Below are 15,903 nucleotides of genomic sequence, written 5' to 3'. Positions count from 1 at the left end.
ATGCTTTTGGTAAAAAGAACGCGGGGGGCAATTCCCCGCGCATTAGCGAAATGTTAACGCGGCGGGGGGGAACGAGTCGAGATAAGGTAAATCTTACCTTAGGTAATGAATATCATTGCGCGATTTCACTCGGCCGCACGCAATTTATGGGCGTCCCGGCTGGGGTTGTCCTCGTCGGTCCAGATGATCTCTGGGGCGCGCACGGACTTGGCGGCGCGCATCAAGGCCCAGTCGCGGGCCACCCGGCTGCCGCGCCCGGACCCAAGCCGCGCCAGCAGGCGGGCGAACCACAGCACATAGGTCGTCGCCCACACCCGGATCGCCAGCATCGACGGGGTAAAGACCAGCGTCAGCACCGTCGCGATCCCAAGGCCAAAGACCACCGCCGTGGCGAGGTTCTTCCACCACAGGGCGGTGGGGCTGTCGACGCTGTAGCCGCCACCGAAAAAATCCAAGCTCAGGCCGAACATCATCGGCGCAAGCCCCGCCATGGTGGTGATGGTGGTCAGCAGCACCGGGCGGATGCGATCCTCGGCGGTGCGGGTGATCGCCTCGATCCTTGGCATGTAGCGGCTGTATTCCTGGTAGGTGTCGATCAGAACAATGTTGTTGTTCACCACGATCCCGGCCAGCGCCACGATCCCGACGCCGGTCATGATGATGCTGAAGTATTGATCCATCACCAGCATCCCGATCAGCACGCCCGTCGTGGACAGGATCACCGCCAGCAGCACCAGCACCGAGTTATAGAACGAGTTGAACTGCGCCAGCAGGATGATGAACATCAGCCCCAGCGCCCCCATAAAGGCCGACTGAAGGAAGGCACCGGATTCGGCCTGATCCTCTTGGTCGCCGGTCCATTCCCAGGTGATCCCGGCGGGCAGGGGGGCGGTGTCCAGCCATGCGGTCAGGGTTTCAATCCGCTCGTTGGCGGTGACGGGCACGGCGTTCAGCCGGTTGGCATTTTCCAGCATGTCCAGATCGACGGGGGCCACGCCAAACACCTTGCCGTCCAGCGCAAACCGCTCTTGGCCCTCGGCGGGTTCGGCGCGCCCATAGGCGAGAATGTCGCCGCCCGAGACGAACTTGACCAAACCATCGGCCACATCCGCCTTGATGTCGAAATAGCGCTTTTGGTCGATGCGGTTGATCTCGGCCAGCTTTTCCACCGGCGTGCGGGTGATGAAGTTCGCAAGCGGCACGAGGCCCGAGTTCGTTGGCACCTTGAGCGTGTCCAAGGTGGACAGCACGCGATACTCCTCGGGCAGGCGCACGCGGATCTCGATTTCCTCGTCCGAGGTGTCGACCGGCATGGTGTCCAGCAGGTTGCCGCGCGTGAGCAGCTGCACCATCGCGCCGACGCTGGCCACATCCGCACCAAAGCGCCCGGCCTTTTCCACGTCCACGTCGATCTGCCAGTCGATGCCGGGCAGGGGGCGCGTGTCCTCGATCAGGGTCAGACCGGCGGTCGCGTCATATTGCGCGCGGGCGGTGGCGGTGGCCGCCATCAGGTCGTCCCAGTCGTCGCCCTTGAGCCGCAGGTGCACCGGTTTTCCCGAGGCAGGGCCGCGCGCCTGCGCGAGGATTTCGACCTCGATGCCGGGGATCTGTTCCAGCTGCGCGGTCAGCCGGTCGATGATCACATCGCCGTCCAGTTCCTCCAGCGTGATCTCGCCTTGGTGGCTGGCGGCATAGGCGGGGCGGTCCTCCCAGGGGATGGTTTCCATCTGGACCTGCCCGATGGTGTCCTTGGGGGCCTGCGCGCCGCCGGTGTTGTTGTTCAGCCCGCCTTCGCCCGCAAAGGCAAAGGCGTTTTCCACGCCGGGATCGGCCAGCACGATGGCTTCGGCGCGTTTGACCAGCGCGTCCTTTTCCGCCAGCGAAAGGTTGCCGCGGGCGCGCACGTAGACGATGGCCTGCTCGGGCTCGCTGTCGACAAAGAATTCGAACCCGTTGTTGTTCTCGCCGTAGTAGCTAAAGACGTTGACCACGAAAAAGACGATGGCCCCGACGGTCACCAGCGGCATGACCGGGTTGCCCGCCACAAGGTGGATGAACCCGCCAAAGAGCGAGCGGCGATAGCCGGCGTCGATCTTTTTCGGTTTGCGGCGGATCTCGGCCGAGGCCATGGCCACCGCCGAAAACGCCGCCATGATCAGGAACAGGATGATCCCCGGCAGGCGGGTGGCAAAGCCGCCCTGAACCGCTTCGCCCGACAGGTAGCCGGGGTTCAGCACCATCATGGCGCCCACGAACATGCCGAACATGCCGACCAAGACCAGCAGCGCGCGCACCGCCCAAGGCAGGCTGCCGCGCAACGCGTCGCCAGCGCGGCCGACGTTGCGGCTAAACCGCCCCGAGACGCCGCCCATCACTGGCAGGTAGACCAGCGCCACCACGAGGGACGCGGACAGAACAAAGATCAACGTCACCGGCAACATGCCCATGAACTGCCCCGCCACGCCCGGCCAGAACAGCATCGGCAGGAACGCGCACAGCGTCGTCGCGGTGGACGACACCACCGGCCAGAACATGCGGTGCGCCGCCTCGACATAGGCGTGCATGGGGCCAGAGCCCTCTTCGATGCGCTTGTCGGCGTATTCCACCACCACGATCGCGCCATCCACCAGCATCCCCACCGCAAGGATCAGGCCGAACATCACGATGTTGGAAATGGTCACCCCCATTAGCGCCAGCAGCACGAAACACAGCAGGAAAGACGTGGGGATCGCAAAGCCCACCAGCAGCGCGGGCCGCAGGCCAAGCGAGGCCAGCACCACGATCATCACCAGCGCGATGGCCGTCAGGACGGACCCTTCAAGCTGCGAAACCATCGATTCGACCTGCCGCGACTGGTCGTTCGACGTGCCCACGTCCAGCACCGCCTGCAACCCATCGGGCCAGCTTTGACGCGCCACGCCCAGCACTTCCTGGACCTGCGCCACGGTGTCGATGATGTTGAACCCCTTGCGCTTGACCACCTGCAAGGCGACGGTGTTGACGCCATTGAACCGCGCCGTGCCCTTGCGGTCCTCGAAGGTCAGGTTGATCGTCGCCAGATCGCCCAGCGTCACCACGCGGTCGCCGTTGACCTTGACCGGCAGGTTGTAGACGTCCTGCGATTCATCGAACGAAGACGGGATCTTGACCGCAAATGTGCCTTGCTCGGTCTCGACCTCACCGGCGGCGATCAGCTGGTTGTTGTTCTGGACCACGTTGATCAGGTCCATGGCGGTGACGTTATACGCCTCGAGCCGCAGCGGGTCGATTTCCACCTCGAGCATCTCGTCGCGGTTGCCTGCGATCCCGGCCTCCAAAACGGAATCCAGCCCTTCGACGCGGTCCTGCAAATCCTTGGCCACTTGGTTCAGCGTGCGTTCCGGCACCGGGCCGGACAGGTTCACGATCAGGATCGGGAACTCGGAAAAGTTGATTTCCGTGATGGTGTATTGATCCGCACCCTCGGGGAACTCGGCCTGAGCGTTGTTCATCCCGTCGCGCACATCGGCCATGATCTGGGTCTTGTCCCAGCCGAATTCGAATTCCAGCGCGACGCCGGCATAGCCTTCGGCGGCGGTGGCGGACATGGATTTCAGCCCGTCCAGATCGGCCATTTCCGTTTCCATCGGCTTGATCAGCAAGGTCTCGCTGTCGGCGGCGGAAATGCCGGGGAAGTTGACCGACACGAACAGCGCCGGGATTTCGATGTCTGGCTCGCCCTCCTTGGGCAGGGTGGCATAGGCAAAGCCCCCCACCACCAGCGACAGCACGATAAAGGCGATGACCATCCGCGCGCGCGCGGCGGCCCAGTCGATGATCCCGGTCACTGGAGGATCTCCTCAAAGCTGGGCGCAACGGGCACGCCGTCGGTGACGTACTCTTGGCCGACAGTGATGACGTCGACCGCGTCCGGCAGGCCGGTAACCCAGACGCCTTGCCGCGTGTCGCGCAAGAGGGTGACGGGCATGAACAGCGCCTCGCTGGCGTCAGAGATGGTGCGCACGCCCAGCTCGCCCTCGTCATTCAGGGTCAGGGTCGATTGCGCCAGCAGATGGGCGGGCGCGCCGTCGGCCTCGATGGCGATTTCCACCGTCTGGCCGTCGCGGATCGACAGGTCGGCGTTGGGCAGGGTGATTTCCACGCGGAAGGTGCGCGTCACCGGATCGGCGCTGCGTGAGACAAAGCTGACGGTGCCGGTGATCTCGCGCCCGTCAACCATGCGCGCGCCTGCGCGGGCGCCATCCTTGACCCGGGCAATTTCGGTTTCGGGGGCAAAGCCCACCAGCTTGATCGGGTCCAGCTGGATCACCGTGGCGCAGGCGCTGCCGGTCTGCATCAGGGCCCCAAGCTCTGCCGTATCGGTTTCCAGCAGCCCGCCAAAGGGCGCGTGGATCGCCAGCCGGTCCAGCTCATTCTGACCCGAGGCAACGGCGGCCTCTGCCGATTGGATCGCGCTGCGGGCGCTTTCCTCGCCGGTCATGGCAGCCTGCACGGCGGCGGCGGCGCTTTCCTTTTGCGCCTTGGCAGAGGCGAGCCCCGCCTTGGCATTGGCGATCCCGCTGGTGGCGGTTTCCACGGCGGCGCGGGCGGTTTCCACTTGGGACCGGGCGCTTTCGACGCGGGCATGCGCGCCTTCCAGCTGGCTGCGGGCGGTTTCCACCCCGGTGGCGGCGGTTTTCTGCCCGGTCAGCGCGGTCTGCACCCCGGCCTTGGCGCTTTCATAATCGGCCTCGGCCCCGGCAAGACGGGTCTGGGCGGCAAAGCCCCCCTGCGCCAGTTTCTGCGCGGCGGTCAGGTTGATTTCGGCCTCTTTCAGACGCGATTGCGCCTCTGCCAGACGGGCCTCGGTTTCGGGCAAGCGGGATTCGGCTTCGGCCAAGGCGGCCTCTGCGGCGGGCACGGCGGCCTGCGCCTCTTTCAAGGATGCCTCAGCAGCAGGAAGACCGGCGCGCGCCTGCGCCAGTTGCGCTTCTGCGGCGGGGATGGCGGCTTCGGCCTGGGCAATCGCGGCCTCTGCGGCGGGCAATTGCGCGCGCGCCTCGGCCAGACGGGCGATGGATTCGGGAAGGCCTGCACGCGCGGTGGCCAGCGCCGCCTCGGCCTCGCGCAGTTGCACCTGACGGGTGCCGGGGTCGATCTCGCACAAAAGCTGGCCTGCTTCGACCATTTGGCCCGCGCGCAAAGGCGGCGAGATGATCTTGCCCGCGGTTTCAGCGCGCACCTCGACCTGACGGACCGCCTCGGTCTCGCCGCGCAGCACCACGGCGCTGTCGATTTCCTGCGCCACCGAATGCTTGGCCATCACGCGCACGGTGCCCTCTGGCAGAGCGTCAGTGGCGGGCGGTTCTGCGACCTCTTCGGGGGCGGGTGCGTCCTGCGCGGCCACCCCGGCAAAGGCCAACATCTCTTCGCGCTTCATGACCAACCCAAAAAGCACCGCTGCCACGACCAGTGCCGTGATAAGTGAAACAAATCGCATGTCTCGCGCCCGTCCGTATCCATTGGCCCCCTCGCGCGGGCCGTCCCGTTGTCGTCTGCATAGGGGGATGGCCAGAGGCCCGCCGCCTAAACTATTTGGTTCAGTTTTTAGGCGCTCCCCCGCCTTGCATCAAGGTAAACTAGGGCTTTGGTGCAAACATGGGGCATAATTTCGGTCTTTTGGTGGGAATAAAGGTCAAATCCGGTCCCTTGGCACGGGCCAAAGGGCAGGGTAAGAGGGGGAAAAGTTAACCCCGGGGGGCACAGGTGAGCGACACCGACAGTTTCATCGACGAGGTGACCGAAGAGGTCAAACGCGACCGTCTGTTCAAGGCGCTCAAGCGCTATGGCTGGATCGGCGTGGTGATTGTGCTGGGGATCGTGGGCGGCACCGCCTATCGCGAGTACCAGATTTCCGCAGCTGAGACGCAGGCGCAGGCCTTTGGCGACAGCATCCTGAGCGCCTTGCAAGCCGAGGACAGCGCCGCACGGATTGCCGCGCTGGAAGGGATCGAGCCGTCGCAGCCCGGTGCCGACGCCATTCTGGGCCTGCTGATCGCAGCGGACGCGGGCGGCGAGGGCGACGACGCTCTGGCGGTCGAACGCCTGCAAGCCTTGGCGAACAACGCCGAGCTGCCGCAGATTTACCGCCAGATCGCCAGCTACAAGGCGCTGAGCCGCGGCACCGAGGTGCTGGACGCCGACGCGCGTCGCGCAGGTTTCGAGGCGCTGGCCGTTCCGGGCCAACCGCTGCGCCTGCTGGCCGAGGAACAACTGGCCCTGATCGACATCGAGACCGGCAATGTGGATGCGGCGCTGAGCCGTCTTCAGGCGCTTGTGGCGGACAGCGAAGTGACGGCAGGCTTGCGCCGCCGCGCAAGTCAGTTGATTGTGGCACTGGGCGGAGAGCTGGATCAGGCGTAAAACGCCGGGCCGCCCCTGGGGACACCTCGGGGGCCGACCGCGAAAGGCTAAAGGCACAAGAGGGCAAGAATATGCTGCGCAAGGCGAGTTTTCTGACAACGGTGGCGGCACTGGCCCTTGCGGGCTGTACGGACACGGACGCGCCTTTGCAGGGTGAGCGGCTGAACGTGCGCGAGGTGCTTCAGACGCGCTCTCAGGCAGAGGCGCCCGCGCCGGAAAATGCCTCTGTGGCGGTGTCCTTGCCTGCTATGACCAGCAATGGCGCGTGGCCGCAAAGCTACGTCTCGCCGCACGCGCGGGTGGCCCATGCGGCGCTTGGGGCGAATTTGTCTCCGATCTGGGCCACGAGCATTGGCGCAGGCGATGGCCGCCGGGCGCGCGTTGTGGTGGACCCGGTGATGGCGGATGGCCGCATCTTTACCGTCGACAGCAACAACATGGTGCAGGCGACGGCGACCTCCGGCGAGGTGCTGTGGACCTACGACCTGACCCCGCTGCGCGACCAGAACTATCAGGCGCAGGGCGGCGGCTTGGCCGTGGGCGGCGGACAGCTGTTCGTGTCCTCTGGCTTTGGCACGCTGACCGCGCTGGACCCGGCGACGGGAGCTGAAAACTGGACGCAACGTCTGGGCGCAACCGCCACGGGCAAGCCCAGCTGGCGCGACGGCGTGGTCTACGTGGTGTCCGGCGACACCACCGGCTGGGCGATCGAAGACGACGATGGCCGGGTGCGCTGGCAGTTCGACGTGCCGTCCGATGTAAACAACGTGGCGGGCGGACCGGCCCCTGCGATCAGCGACAAGTTCGTGACCTTCTCGTTTGGCTCCAGCTCGGTGGCGACGGTGTTCCGCCAAGGCGGCCTGCGCCTATGGAGCGCGGATATCCTGGGCCGCCGCAACGGCGTGGCGCTGGCCAATGTGCAGGACATCACCGGCGATCCGGTGGTGTCGGGCGGGATGCTTTACGCGGGCACCCACTCGGGCCGAATGGTCGGCCTGTCGCTGTACGACGGCGAGCGGAAATGGACCGCGCAGCAAGGCGCGCTTGGCCCCGCGGCGGTGGCCGGGAACGCGCTGTTCTTTGTGTCTGACCGCAATCAGCTGGTGCGCCTGAACGCTGAAGACGGCAGCCAGGTCTGGGCGGTGGACCTGCCGGGGTATGAGCCCTCGCGCAATCCCAACCGCCGCCGCGATGCGGCCTTTGTGAACAGTGGTCCGGTGCTGGCCGGCGGGCGCTTGATCGTTGCAGGGTCCGACGGGCTGATCCGCAGCTTTGCGCCCGAGGATGGCGCGCTGGTGTCCTCGCTCGAGATCGCGGGCGGCGCAACCACCCGGCCCATCGTGGCGGGCGGCGTGATGTACGTGGTTTCGGCCAAAGGCATGCTGCACGCCTATCGTTAATCAGCGTCCGGGGCAGGGGCGCGGTGGCCAAAACTCTTGATCAAGAGTTTTGCAAATTCCTTGCTTAAGGAATTTGACCCGCGCGAGCCTCTTTCGTTATCCAAAAAAATGCGCTAAGCCCGCGCCTTGATCTGCGGAGCCCCGAGTCATGTCCTTTACTCTCGCCATTGTCGGCCGTCCCAACGTGGGCAAGTCGACGCTGTTCAACCGCCTTGTGGGCAAACGTCTGGCCTTGGTCGATGACCAACCGGGCGTGACGCGCGATTTGCGCGAGGGCGAGGCCAAGCTGGGCGATCTGCGCTTTACCGTGATCGACACCGCCGGTCTGGAAAACGAGACCGATGATTCTCTGCCCGCGCGGATGCGCCGTTTGACCGAGCGTGCCGTGGACATGGCCGACGTCTGTCTGTTCATGATCGACGCCCGCGCCGGGATTTTGCCGGACGACCGCGTCTTTGCCGAGATTCTGCGCCGCCGTGCCAAGCGTGTGATCCTCGCCGCCAACAAGGCCGAGGGCGCTGCCGCCGATGCGGGGTACTTCGAGGCCTTTGAGCTGGGCATCGGCGAGCCCATGCGCCTGTCTGCCGAACACGGCGAGGGGATGCCGGATCTTTATTCTGTGCTTCTGCCGATCTCGGAGGAGTTCGAAGAGCGCGCTGTACAAGACGCCCCCGAGGTCGAGGTCACTGTCCACGACGAAGAGGACGAGGTTCTCGCCGAAGACGTGCCCATGCCCACCGAGGCCAAGCCGCTTCAGATCGCCATCATTGGCCGTCCCAACGCGGGCAAATCCACCCTTGTGAACCAGATCATCGGCGAAGACCGGATGCTGACGGGCCCCGAGGCGGGCATCACCCGCGACGCCATTTCCGTGCAAAAGACCTGGGACGGCGTGCCCATGCGGATCTTTGACACCGCCGGGATGCGCAAGCGCGCCAAGGTGCAGGAAAAGCTGGAAAAACTCTCTGTCTCTGACGGTATTCGCGCGATCAAATTCGCCGAGGTTGTGGTGGTCCTGCTGGACGCCGCCATCCCGTTCGAGACCCAGGATCTCAAGATCGCTGACCTGGCCGAGCGTGAAGGCCGCGCCGTGGTCGTTGCCGTCAACAAGTGGGACATCGAGGACGAAAAGCAAGAAAAGCTCAAGTGGCTCAAGGATGAGTTCGAGCATGTTCTGCCGCAGCTGCGCGGCGCGCCCCTTGTCACCATTTCGGCCCGCACCGGGCGCGGCATGGACCGTCTGCAAAAGGCGATCATGCAGGCCTATACCACGTGGAACCGCCGCATTCCGACCGGCCAGCTGAACCGCTGGCTCGAGGGCATGATCTCGCGCCATCCGCCCCCCGCGCCGCAGGGCAAGCGCATCAAGCTGCGCTACATGACGCAGGCCAAGACCCGTCCGCCGGGCTTTGTGGTGATGTGTAGCCACCCGGACAAGCTGCCCGAGAGCTATTCTCGGTATCTTGTCAATGGCTTGCGCGAGGACTTTGACATGCCCGGCACGCCGATCCGGCTGCACATGCGCGGGCAGAGCGACCAGAACCCGTTCAAAGGGCGACGCAAGAAAAATGCCGGGGCGCTGAAAAAGCACAAGCGGTCCTTGCAGTCCAAGCAGGGCGGCGAGCGCCAGTAAGCGCCTCTAGAACAACAAAAAAGAGCGGGTCCTAGCGGCCCGCTCTTTCGCTTTGAAACTGAACAGAAACTCTATTCGGTGTCCGTGGCCCGCAGCGACAGGATCACGCCGATGCCGATCACCGCCAAGCCCGTGACGGCGGCGTTGAACGGCGAGGCGTTCTGCACGATCACCGCCACCAGCGCCCAGATCACCGTGATGCCGTATTCCGGCGCGCGGTGCAGGCGGTACTGCGCCGTGACCGAGATGACCACCGCCACCAACAGGCACAGCAGCGCCGCCGGGGTGGGGGGCAGCCAGCCGTAGCCGCCAATCACCACGCCGGTGCCGACGCAGGCCGCCGCCGACAGCCAGCCGGCATAGATCGCCACAGGGGCTTGTTGCAGCCAGCGGTCGGTGTCACCCACGCGGAACAATGCCACCAAGGCAGACGCCAGCATCCCCCAGATCATCACCGTCGCCGCCACCGGCGACACCTGCGCCATGGGAATCCACGCAAAGCCAATCAGCAGACTGACAAACAGCGGCTTGCGCATCTCGGCCCAATCCGGGTCATCGGCGCGCTTGAGCATCCCGAAACCGGTGCCGACGATCAGCCACGCGTAGATCAGCCCCCAGATCGCAAAGGCATAGCCCGCGGGCTGCACCGGCGGCTCGTCGATCTGCACCGGGAATTGCTCGGGCGCATAGCCCGCGAAACCGGGGAACAGCAGCGGCGAGGCCGCAAAAGCCACCGCCGCCACGAAACACATGATCGCCCAGAGGCGTGTCATACCAGCGTGCCCTCCGCCGTTAGGGTGGTCTTGCCGCGCAGGTAGGGGTGCAGCACCTCGGGCAGCACAACGCTGCCGTCCTCTTGCTGGCCATTCTCCAGCACGGCGATCAAGGTCCGGCCCACGGCCAAGCCAGAGCCGTTCAAAGTATGCACGAACTCGGGCTTGCCGCCCGGTGCCTTGAAACGGGCGTTCATCCGGCGGGCCTGAAAGTCGCCGCAGACCGACACCGAGGAAATCTCGCGGTAGGTGTTCTGCCCCGGCAGCCAGACCTCGATGTCATGGGTGCGGCGCGCGCCAAAGCCCATGTCGCCGGTGCACAGCACCACGGTGCGATAGGGCAGACCCAGCTTTTCCAGAATGCCCTGCGCGCAGTCGGTCATGCGGTCGAGTTCCGCGCGCGAGGCGTCGGGGTGGGTGATCGAGACCATTTCCACTTTCTCGAACTGGTGCTGGCGCAGCATCCCAGAGGTGTCACGCCCCGCGCTGCCCGCCTCGGAGCGGAAGCACTGCGTGTGCGCGGCGTAGCGATGCGGCAAGGACGCCTCGTCCACCGTTTCGCCATTCACAAAGTTGGTCAGCGGCACTTCGGCGGTCGGCACCAGCCACCAGCCATTGGTGGTCTGATAGCTGTCCTCGCCGAATTTGGGCAGTTGGCCCGTGCCGTACATCATGTCTTCTTTCACCAGAACCGGGGTCCATGCCTCGGTCAGACCGTTTTCCTCGACGTGGGTGTCCAGCATGAACTGAGCCAGCGCGCGGTGAATGCGGGCGACAGCGCCGCGCAGCACCACGAACCGAGAGCCCGACAGCTTGGCCGCCACTTCGAAATCCATCCCCGGGATAACCCCGGCCAGATCGTAATGTTCCTTGGGCGCAAAGGAAAATTCGCCGGGCGTGCCCCAGCGGCGCACCTCGACGTTGTCGTCTTCATCTGCCCCGTCCGGCACATCGTCAAACGGCAGGTTCGGAATGCCCATCAAGGCATCCTCCAGCGCCTTGTCCAGCTCCTTGGCCTTGTCCTGCATGGCGGCGACTTCGGACTTTTTCTCGGCGACCAGAGCGCGCAGGCGTTCGAATTCGGCCTCGTCGCCCTTGGCCTTGGCGGCGCCCACCTCTTTGGCGGCCTTTTTCTGATCGGCCTGCGCGGTCTCGGCGGCGTGGATCGCAGCGCGGCGCGCCTCGTCGATCTTGAGGATCTCTGAGGATGCGTTTTCCACCCCGCGGCGGGCCATCGCCGCGTCGAATGCTGCCGGGTTTTCGCGGATCGCTCGGATGTCGTGCATCGTATCCTCCAAGGGTTCGTTTGAGTCGCGTGTCTTATGCCCCATTCCGTCACGCGCTGGTAGTGGGCCAAAGCGCGCGAGGCGCAAGAAGGCAGGGCGGCGGATTGATGCTAAATCGGAAACGCAGTGTGTAAATTGACCTGACACAGATTGTGACAGTTTTGGTATAAGTTGAAGAAGTTAACCAAAAAACACTCGGGAATCGCCATGACTGCCCTTTTGCTCATTTTGTTCGGCTCGCTTGCCATCGGATCGATGGTCGTCTCTTCGGTCGAGGATGAGATCAACGACCGCATCGAGGACGCCGAGGACGAGTATCTGGACGACGAAGAAATCGTCTATGACGAGGACGAAAACTATCCCGAGAACATCGACACCCTCGGCTACGAGGTCGATGGCGGCGACGCGGACGAGCGCCTGACCGGCACGGATGACGACGACAGCATGTCCGGCGGGGCGGGCAATGACACGATCCGCGCCGGGGACGGCAACGACGAGATCTACGACGACTTTTACGAGGGCGTGGCCTCTGGCGATGACGCATTCTACGGCGGCAGCGGTGACGACACGCTGACCGCGCTGGACGGGGCAGACAGCCTGTATGGCGGTCTGGGCAATGACGAGCTGGTGGCCATCGACGTAGATGTAGACGTCCAGCCCGACTGGGTATCCGGCGGCTATGGCAATGACACGCTGGTGGGCGACAGCGGCGACGTGCTGCTGGGCGGCGAAGGGGACGATCTGTTCGTGGTGAGCCGCTTTGACGATGCGGACGACCCGGTGCAGATCGCTGATTATGAAGCCTCGGACACGATCCTCGTCTATGTCTACCAGTCCGGCCTGCTGGCCAATGACGGCACCGATGTGGTCGAGGCGGTGGAGCACGACGACAGCACGGCGATCTACGCCAACGGCATCGAGCTGGCCCGCGTCGAAGGCCCGGACCACGCCAGCCTGACCTTCGAGCTGATCGACGTCACGGCCTGACTCTAACGACCCGTGGCCCGGTGGGGGCGCACGGCCCCTATGGAAAGGAACAACATGGGCGGTCTTTTACTTTTGCTCTTTGGCGCGCTGGCGATCGGCGCTTTGGCCCCCGGTGACAGCGGCGACGACGACCTGACCCGGACCCAAGGCACCGACGGCGACGATACGATCCTTGGCAGCGACGGCGACGACGTCGTCTACAGCGGTGACGGCGACGACCTTGTTTACGGCATGGACGGTGACGACTACGTGCGCGGCGGCGCGGGTGATGACGCCATCATCGACGACCAGGACGATGCGACCGAGAGCGCTTCGGGCAATGACACCTTCTACGGCGGGGCGGGCGATGACTTTATCGCCGTGAACGACGGCTTTGACGTGCTGCTGGGCGGCACCGGGGGCGACTACCTCGTGTCCGTCGACGACTTTGGCACCGAGACTCCCGACACCCTGTCCGGCGGCTATGGCAACGACTACCTGCTGGGCCATGACGGCGACGTGATGGACGGCGGCGAGGGTTATGACGCCTTCGGGGTCGAGTATTTCGGCGACGATGAAACCCCGGTCGAGATCCTTGATTATGAGACTGGCGAGGTCATCGAGGTCTTCAACTACGACCCGACTTTGCTGCTGAACGACGGAAGTGACGTGGTCGAAGTGGTGGACCTGGGCGACTATGCCTCGGTGCAGGCCAACGGCGTCGAGCTGGTGCGGGTGCTTGGCAACGCCGGGGCGTATATCACGGTGGATCTGTACGACTATTCCGGCGACGCGGCTACCGCCTGAGCTGCTCGCGCAGCCATTCGTCCACCGGCACCACCAGCGCCTGTTCCTCTTGGACGGCGCTGATCACGGCGACGATTTCGCCTGCGTCATTCAGAACCGGGCCGCCCGATTGGCCCGGCTCCACCCGGCAAGCGATGCGCCAGAGAGGGCCTTCGGGCGCGCCATAACAATAGCCCGTCTCGGCCTGCCGATGCGGCGCGCTGCGCTGATAGCCGATCAGGGTCAGCGGCCCCGGCAAGCCCTTGTCCCCAAGCGGGTGCGGCGTGGGCTGTAGCGGCTGGGCCAGCTCGACCACGGCGATGTCATGGGACAGATCAAAGCGCCCGTCGGTAAAGGCCTTGGGGTGCACCTGCACGGCGCGCAGCTTGGCCGCGCCCTTGTGGCTCTCGCCGTTCCAATCGGCGACAAAGGTCATATCCCCCAAGCGTTTCAGATACCCGTCCTGCACGGTGGCGACACAATGCGCGGCGGTGAGGACTTTGTCCGGCGCAATGAGCGTCCCCGAACACATCTCGCGGTGTTTGTAGCCCGAAAGGTTCAGCCTGCCGACCGCCGGATCAGCGAGGGCAGGGAGGGGAAGGAGGAGAAGGGCGAGGAGGCGCAGCATCACGGGCCTTTCCTGAGGGGGCAGGAGAAAGGTAGGCGGCGGTTGAGGCTGGGGCAAGAGGGGTCAGGCGGGGGGCTTGTATTCGTAGTTATCGGGGTCTTTGCACCATTTTTTCCATTCTTCTTCGAATGTCCAAATCGGCAATACGTTACTTGGCCAATGTCTCGGTGTCGCCGTGCTCTCAGGGAGAGCCACCGAACCGTTTCCAATCACCTTTTCCAAATGTTCCAATATTCCGTTCGATTGAAATACAGCCAGATCGGACAGCGCTGAAAAATCCATATTGACTCTAGTGAAATAGGTGCGGTGCGAGAACTTGACTTCGTCAAACAGGGTGTATTCCAAGCCGCTGGCTTTTAGAAGGGTTCCCTTCAGGGATGCGCCCATGAACACACTTTCTCTCATATGGCACTTTATGAACCTCGCGTCGTTCAAGCAGGATTCGTAAAACTTTACATAGAAAAATGTCGCCTCGTAAGCTTCCGCGCTTGTCATATCGGTTCGCGCGAATTCCGAGCCACTGAAATTCGAACCATGGAAATTGACCCGCTCCAACATTGTGCAATTTTCAAATTTTGAGCCGTGGGCAATAGCGCCGTCAAATTTAGCGCCCTGCAGTTGGCACGAAGAAAAGCGGGTGCCTTGCAGGTTTGCATTTGTCAAAATTGCTTTTTGAAAATGAGATTTCCGAAAGAACATTCCTTGGAGATTAGCCCCGGTCAGGTCGATTGGCCGATCTTTCGGCGCGACGCTAGGGATTTCTGTCAATCGGCCCAGCGTTTGCACTGCTTTTTCCATATCTGATCGAGCTGGGCGCAAGTCGGACGCCCATTCGGCGACGTCACCCACGACCATTTTTGCAGGAAGCTCGACCGGTGGAAACTGCCTGCTCAACTCCCTCACATACGTCGACAACAGCCGACTAACCCGGCCCGCTTCGGCGGGGCGCTCGCGGACGAGGTCTTCAAGGCGGTTGATCGCGGCGTTGCGGCGGACGATGTCGTCTTCGTATTCGTCTTGCGTCAGACCATTCGCATAGCGGCGCGTCACCTGCCGTTGGGCATAAAGGTCCGCTGCCGCTTCGGAAATCTTGGTGTTGAAGAGGGTTTCACTCGCCAGCCGCAGCCGATTGAGCGTCACCGGCAGCGCAATCACCGCCCCCAAGACCGTCGTCAGCACCGTCAGTTGCGCCAAGCGAAAGCGAAAGTCCCAGGTCTCGGCGGTGCTGCCGGTGATCTGATCCCAGAGCTTGCCAATCACGCTATCCGACGCCGGAAAGGCGTGCAGGATCACGTCCAGCAGCATGTAGAACAGCCCCGCCACCAAAACTGTCGCCAGCCCCGCCCACAGGACCGCGCCAAGGCGGAACAGGGCGGGGGGCAGCTCGGTCAGGCCCATGCGCTTTTGCAGATGGCTCGGGCCGTCCTGCGCCACGCGGCCAAAGCCCGCCAGCAGGCCAAAGACCGCCAAAACGGCCAGCGCGACCAGAACCAAACCCAACGCGGGCCAAAACACGTCGGGCGAAATCGGCAGGGTCGTGACGTCTTGCATGAAGGCTCCTACAGGAAGGCTCATGCACCTTAGGGGCGAAGCAAAGCCTCCGCAATCGCGCGAACCGCCGATTTTCCCAAGCAAACAGGCGATCCCGGCGCGCCCGTGCCTTGCACTTGGTCCACGCAACTCATAGGTTCCGCGCGATAACGCGGGGGTGCCCCGCAGAACTTCTATAGGAGCATCCCATGGACCCCGCAGCAATCGGCCAATTCCTTCCGCTTATCCTGATCTTCGCGATCATGTACTTCCTGCTGATCCGTCCGCAGCAAAAGAAGATGAAAGAGCATCAGGCCATGGTCGAAGCCGTCCGCAAGGGCGACAAGGTCGTCACCCAGGGCGGCATCGTCGGCAAGGTGAGCCGCGTTCTGGAAGGTGCTGAAATCGAAGTGGAAATCGCCGAGGGCGTCAAGGTCCGCGTGATCAAGTCGACCATCGCCCAGGTGCTGTCCAAGACCGAACCGGCGAACGGCTAACA

At 63.9% G+C, this 15,903-nt stretch carries 12 protein-coding genes; 6 read left to right on the top strand and 6 right to left on the bottom strand.

Annotation, left to right across the window (positions count from 1 at the left end):
- Window positions 1-125: 125 nt before the first annotated feature.
- Together B9A11_RS07095 and B9A11_RS07090 are read right to left on the bottom strand one after the other, a co-directional pair.
- Window positions 126-3,827, bottom strand: a complete 3,702-nt coding sequence (locus B9A11_RS07095) for an efflux RND transporter permease subunit (protein ID WP_058246597.1) — start codon at window positions 3,825-3,827, stop codon at window positions 126-128.
- A complete protein-coding gene (locus B9A11_RS07090) occupies window positions 3,824-5,479 on the bottom strand; it encodes an efflux RND transporter periplasmic adaptor subunit (RefSeq protein ID WP_058246598.1) in 1,656 nt (551 codons plus the stop codon). The genes B9A11_RS07095 and B9A11_RS07090 overlap by 4 nt, the downstream gene beginning before the upstream one ends.
- A 266-nt stretch (window positions 5,480-5,745) precedes the next feature.
- Between B9A11_RS07090 and B9A11_RS07085 the strand changes: the two genes are divergently transcribed.
- The 3 genes from B9A11_RS07085 to der all read left to right on the top strand — a co-directional run bounded on the left by B9A11_RS07085 (window position 5,746) and on the right by der (window position 9,435).
- A complete protein-coding gene (locus B9A11_RS07085; RefSeq protein ID WP_058246599.1) occupies window positions 5,746-6,402 on the top strand; it encodes a hypothetical protein in 657 nt (218 codons plus the stop codon).
- Between the two features lie 71 nt (window positions 6,403-6,473).
- On the top strand, window positions 6,474-7,802 hold the full coding sequence (locus B9A11_RS07080; protein ID WP_058246600.1) for an outer membrane protein assembly factor BamB family protein: 1,329 nt from the start codon (window positions 6,474-6,476) through the stop codon (window positions 7,800-7,802).
- 148 nt (window positions 7,803-7,950) lie between these two features.
- The gene (gene der, locus B9A11_RS07075) at window positions 7,951-9,435 is read left to right on the top strand and encodes a ribosome biogenesis GTPase Der (RefSeq protein ID WP_058246601.1); all 1,485 of its coding nucleotides are present in this window, start codon (window positions 7,951-7,953) and stop codon (window positions 9,433-9,435) included.
- A 71-nt stretch (window positions 9,436-9,506) separates the two neighbouring features.
- Here the strand turns inward: der and B9A11_RS07070 are convergent, their stop codons facing one another.
- Entirely contained in the window at window positions 9,507-10,208 is a 702-nt protein-coding gene (locus tag B9A11_RS07070) for a hypothetical protein (protein WP_058246602.1), read from the bottom strand.
- On the bottom strand, window positions 10,205-11,494 hold the full coding sequence (gene serS, locus B9A11_RS07065) for a serine--tRNA ligase (RefSeq protein WP_058246603.1): 1,290 nt from the start codon (window positions 11,492-11,494) through the stop codon (window positions 10,205-10,207). Before serS ends, B9A11_RS07070 begins: the two co-directional genes overlap by 4 nt.
- A gap of 207 nt (window positions 11,495-11,701) precedes the next feature.
- Here serS and B9A11_RS07060 point away from each other — a divergent pair, with 207 nt between their 5' ends.
- Together B9A11_RS07060 and B9A11_RS07055 are read left to right on the top strand one after the other, a co-directional pair.
- A complete protein-coding gene (locus tag B9A11_RS07060; protein ID WP_058246604.1) occupies window positions 11,702-12,481 on the top strand; it encodes a calcium-binding protein in 780 nt (259 codons plus the stop codon).
- A 54-nt stretch (window positions 12,482-12,535) separates the two neighbouring features.
- Window positions 12,536-13,267 (top strand): calcium-binding protein, encoded by a 732-nt coding sequence (locus tag B9A11_RS07055; RefSeq protein ID WP_058246605.1) that lies wholly within the window; start codon window positions 12,536-12,538, stop codon window positions 13,265-13,267.
- Here B9A11_RS07055 and B9A11_RS07050 read toward each other — a convergent pair.
- Both B9A11_RS07050 and B9A11_RS07045 read right to left on the bottom strand, forming a co-directional pair.
- The gene (locus B9A11_RS07050; RefSeq protein WP_058246606.1) at window positions 13,257-13,874 is read right to left on the bottom strand and encodes a trypsin-like serine peptidase; all 618 of its coding nucleotides are present in this window, start codon (window positions 13,872-13,874) and stop codon (window positions 13,257-13,259) included. The two genes, B9A11_RS07055 and B9A11_RS07050, sit on opposite strands and share 11 nt — an antisense overlap.
- A 63-nt stretch (window positions 13,875-13,937) precedes the next feature.
- A complete protein-coding gene (locus B9A11_RS07045) occupies window positions 13,938-15,425 on the bottom strand; it encodes a pentapeptide repeat-containing protein (RefSeq protein WP_058246607.1) in 1,488 nt (495 codons plus the stop codon).
- Between the two features lie 188 nt (window positions 15,426-15,613).
- Here B9A11_RS07045 and yajC point away from each other — a divergent pair, with 188 nt between their 5' ends.
- Window positions 15,614-15,901 (top strand): preprotein translocase subunit YajC, encoded by a 288-nt coding sequence (gene yajC, locus B9A11_RS07040; protein ID WP_058246608.1) that lies wholly within the window; start codon window positions 15,614-15,616, stop codon window positions 15,899-15,901.
- Window positions 15,902-15,903: the final 2 nt, after the last annotated feature.

The sequence above is a fragment of the Tropicibacter naphthalenivorans genome, assembly GCF_900176475.1.
Classification (GTDB): domain Bacteria; phylum Pseudomonadota; class Alphaproteobacteria; order Rhodobacterales; family Rhodobacteraceae; genus Tropicibacter; species Tropicibacter naphthalenivorans.
The sequence above is the reverse complement of the archived record's forward strand: the minus strand, read 5'-3'. Positions and strand labels throughout refer to the sequence as shown.

What these genes read in the sequence shown, in the direction of transcription:
- B9A11_RS07090 (WP_058246598.1), bottom strand. Translation starts at nt 5,479, where the DNA reads ATGCGATTTGTTTCACTTATCACGGCACTGGTCGTGGCAGCGGTGCTT.
- B9A11_RS07080 (WP_058246600.1), top strand. Translation starts at nt 6,474, where the DNA reads ATGCTGCGCAAGGCGAGTTTTCTGACAACGGTGGCGGCACTGGCCCTT.
- der (WP_058246601.1), top strand. Translation starts at nt 7,951, where the DNA reads ATGTCCTTTACTCTCGCCATTGTCGGCCGTCCCAACGTGGGCAAGTCG.
- B9A11_RS07070 (WP_058246602.1), bottom strand. Translation starts at nt 10,208, where the DNA reads ATGACACGCCTCTGGGCGATCATGTGTTTCGTGGCGGCGGTGGCTTTT.
- serS (WP_058246603.1), bottom strand. Translation starts at nt 11,494, where the DNA reads ATGCACGACATCCGAGCGATCCGCGAAAACCCGGCAGCATTCGACGCG.
- B9A11_RS07060 (WP_058246604.1), top strand. Translation starts at nt 11,702, where the DNA reads ATGACTGCCCTTTTGCTCATTTTGTTCGGCTCGCTTGCCATCGGATCG.
- B9A11_RS07055 (WP_058246605.1), top strand. Translation starts at nt 12,536, where the DNA reads ATGGGCGGTCTTTTACTTTTGCTCTTTGGCGCGCTGGCGATCGGCGCT.
- B9A11_RS07050 (WP_058246606.1), bottom strand. Translation starts at nt 13,874, where the DNA reads ATGCTGCGCCTCCTCGCCCTTCTCCTCCTTCCCCTCCCTGCCCTCGCT.
- B9A11_RS07045 (WP_058246607.1), bottom strand. Translation starts at nt 15,425, where the DNA reads ATGCAAGACGTCACGACCCTGCCGATTTCGCCCGACGTGTTTTGGCCC.
- yajC (WP_058246608.1), top strand. Translation starts at nt 15,614, where the DNA reads ATGGACCCCGCAGCAATCGGCCAATTCCTTCCGCTTATCCTGATCTTC.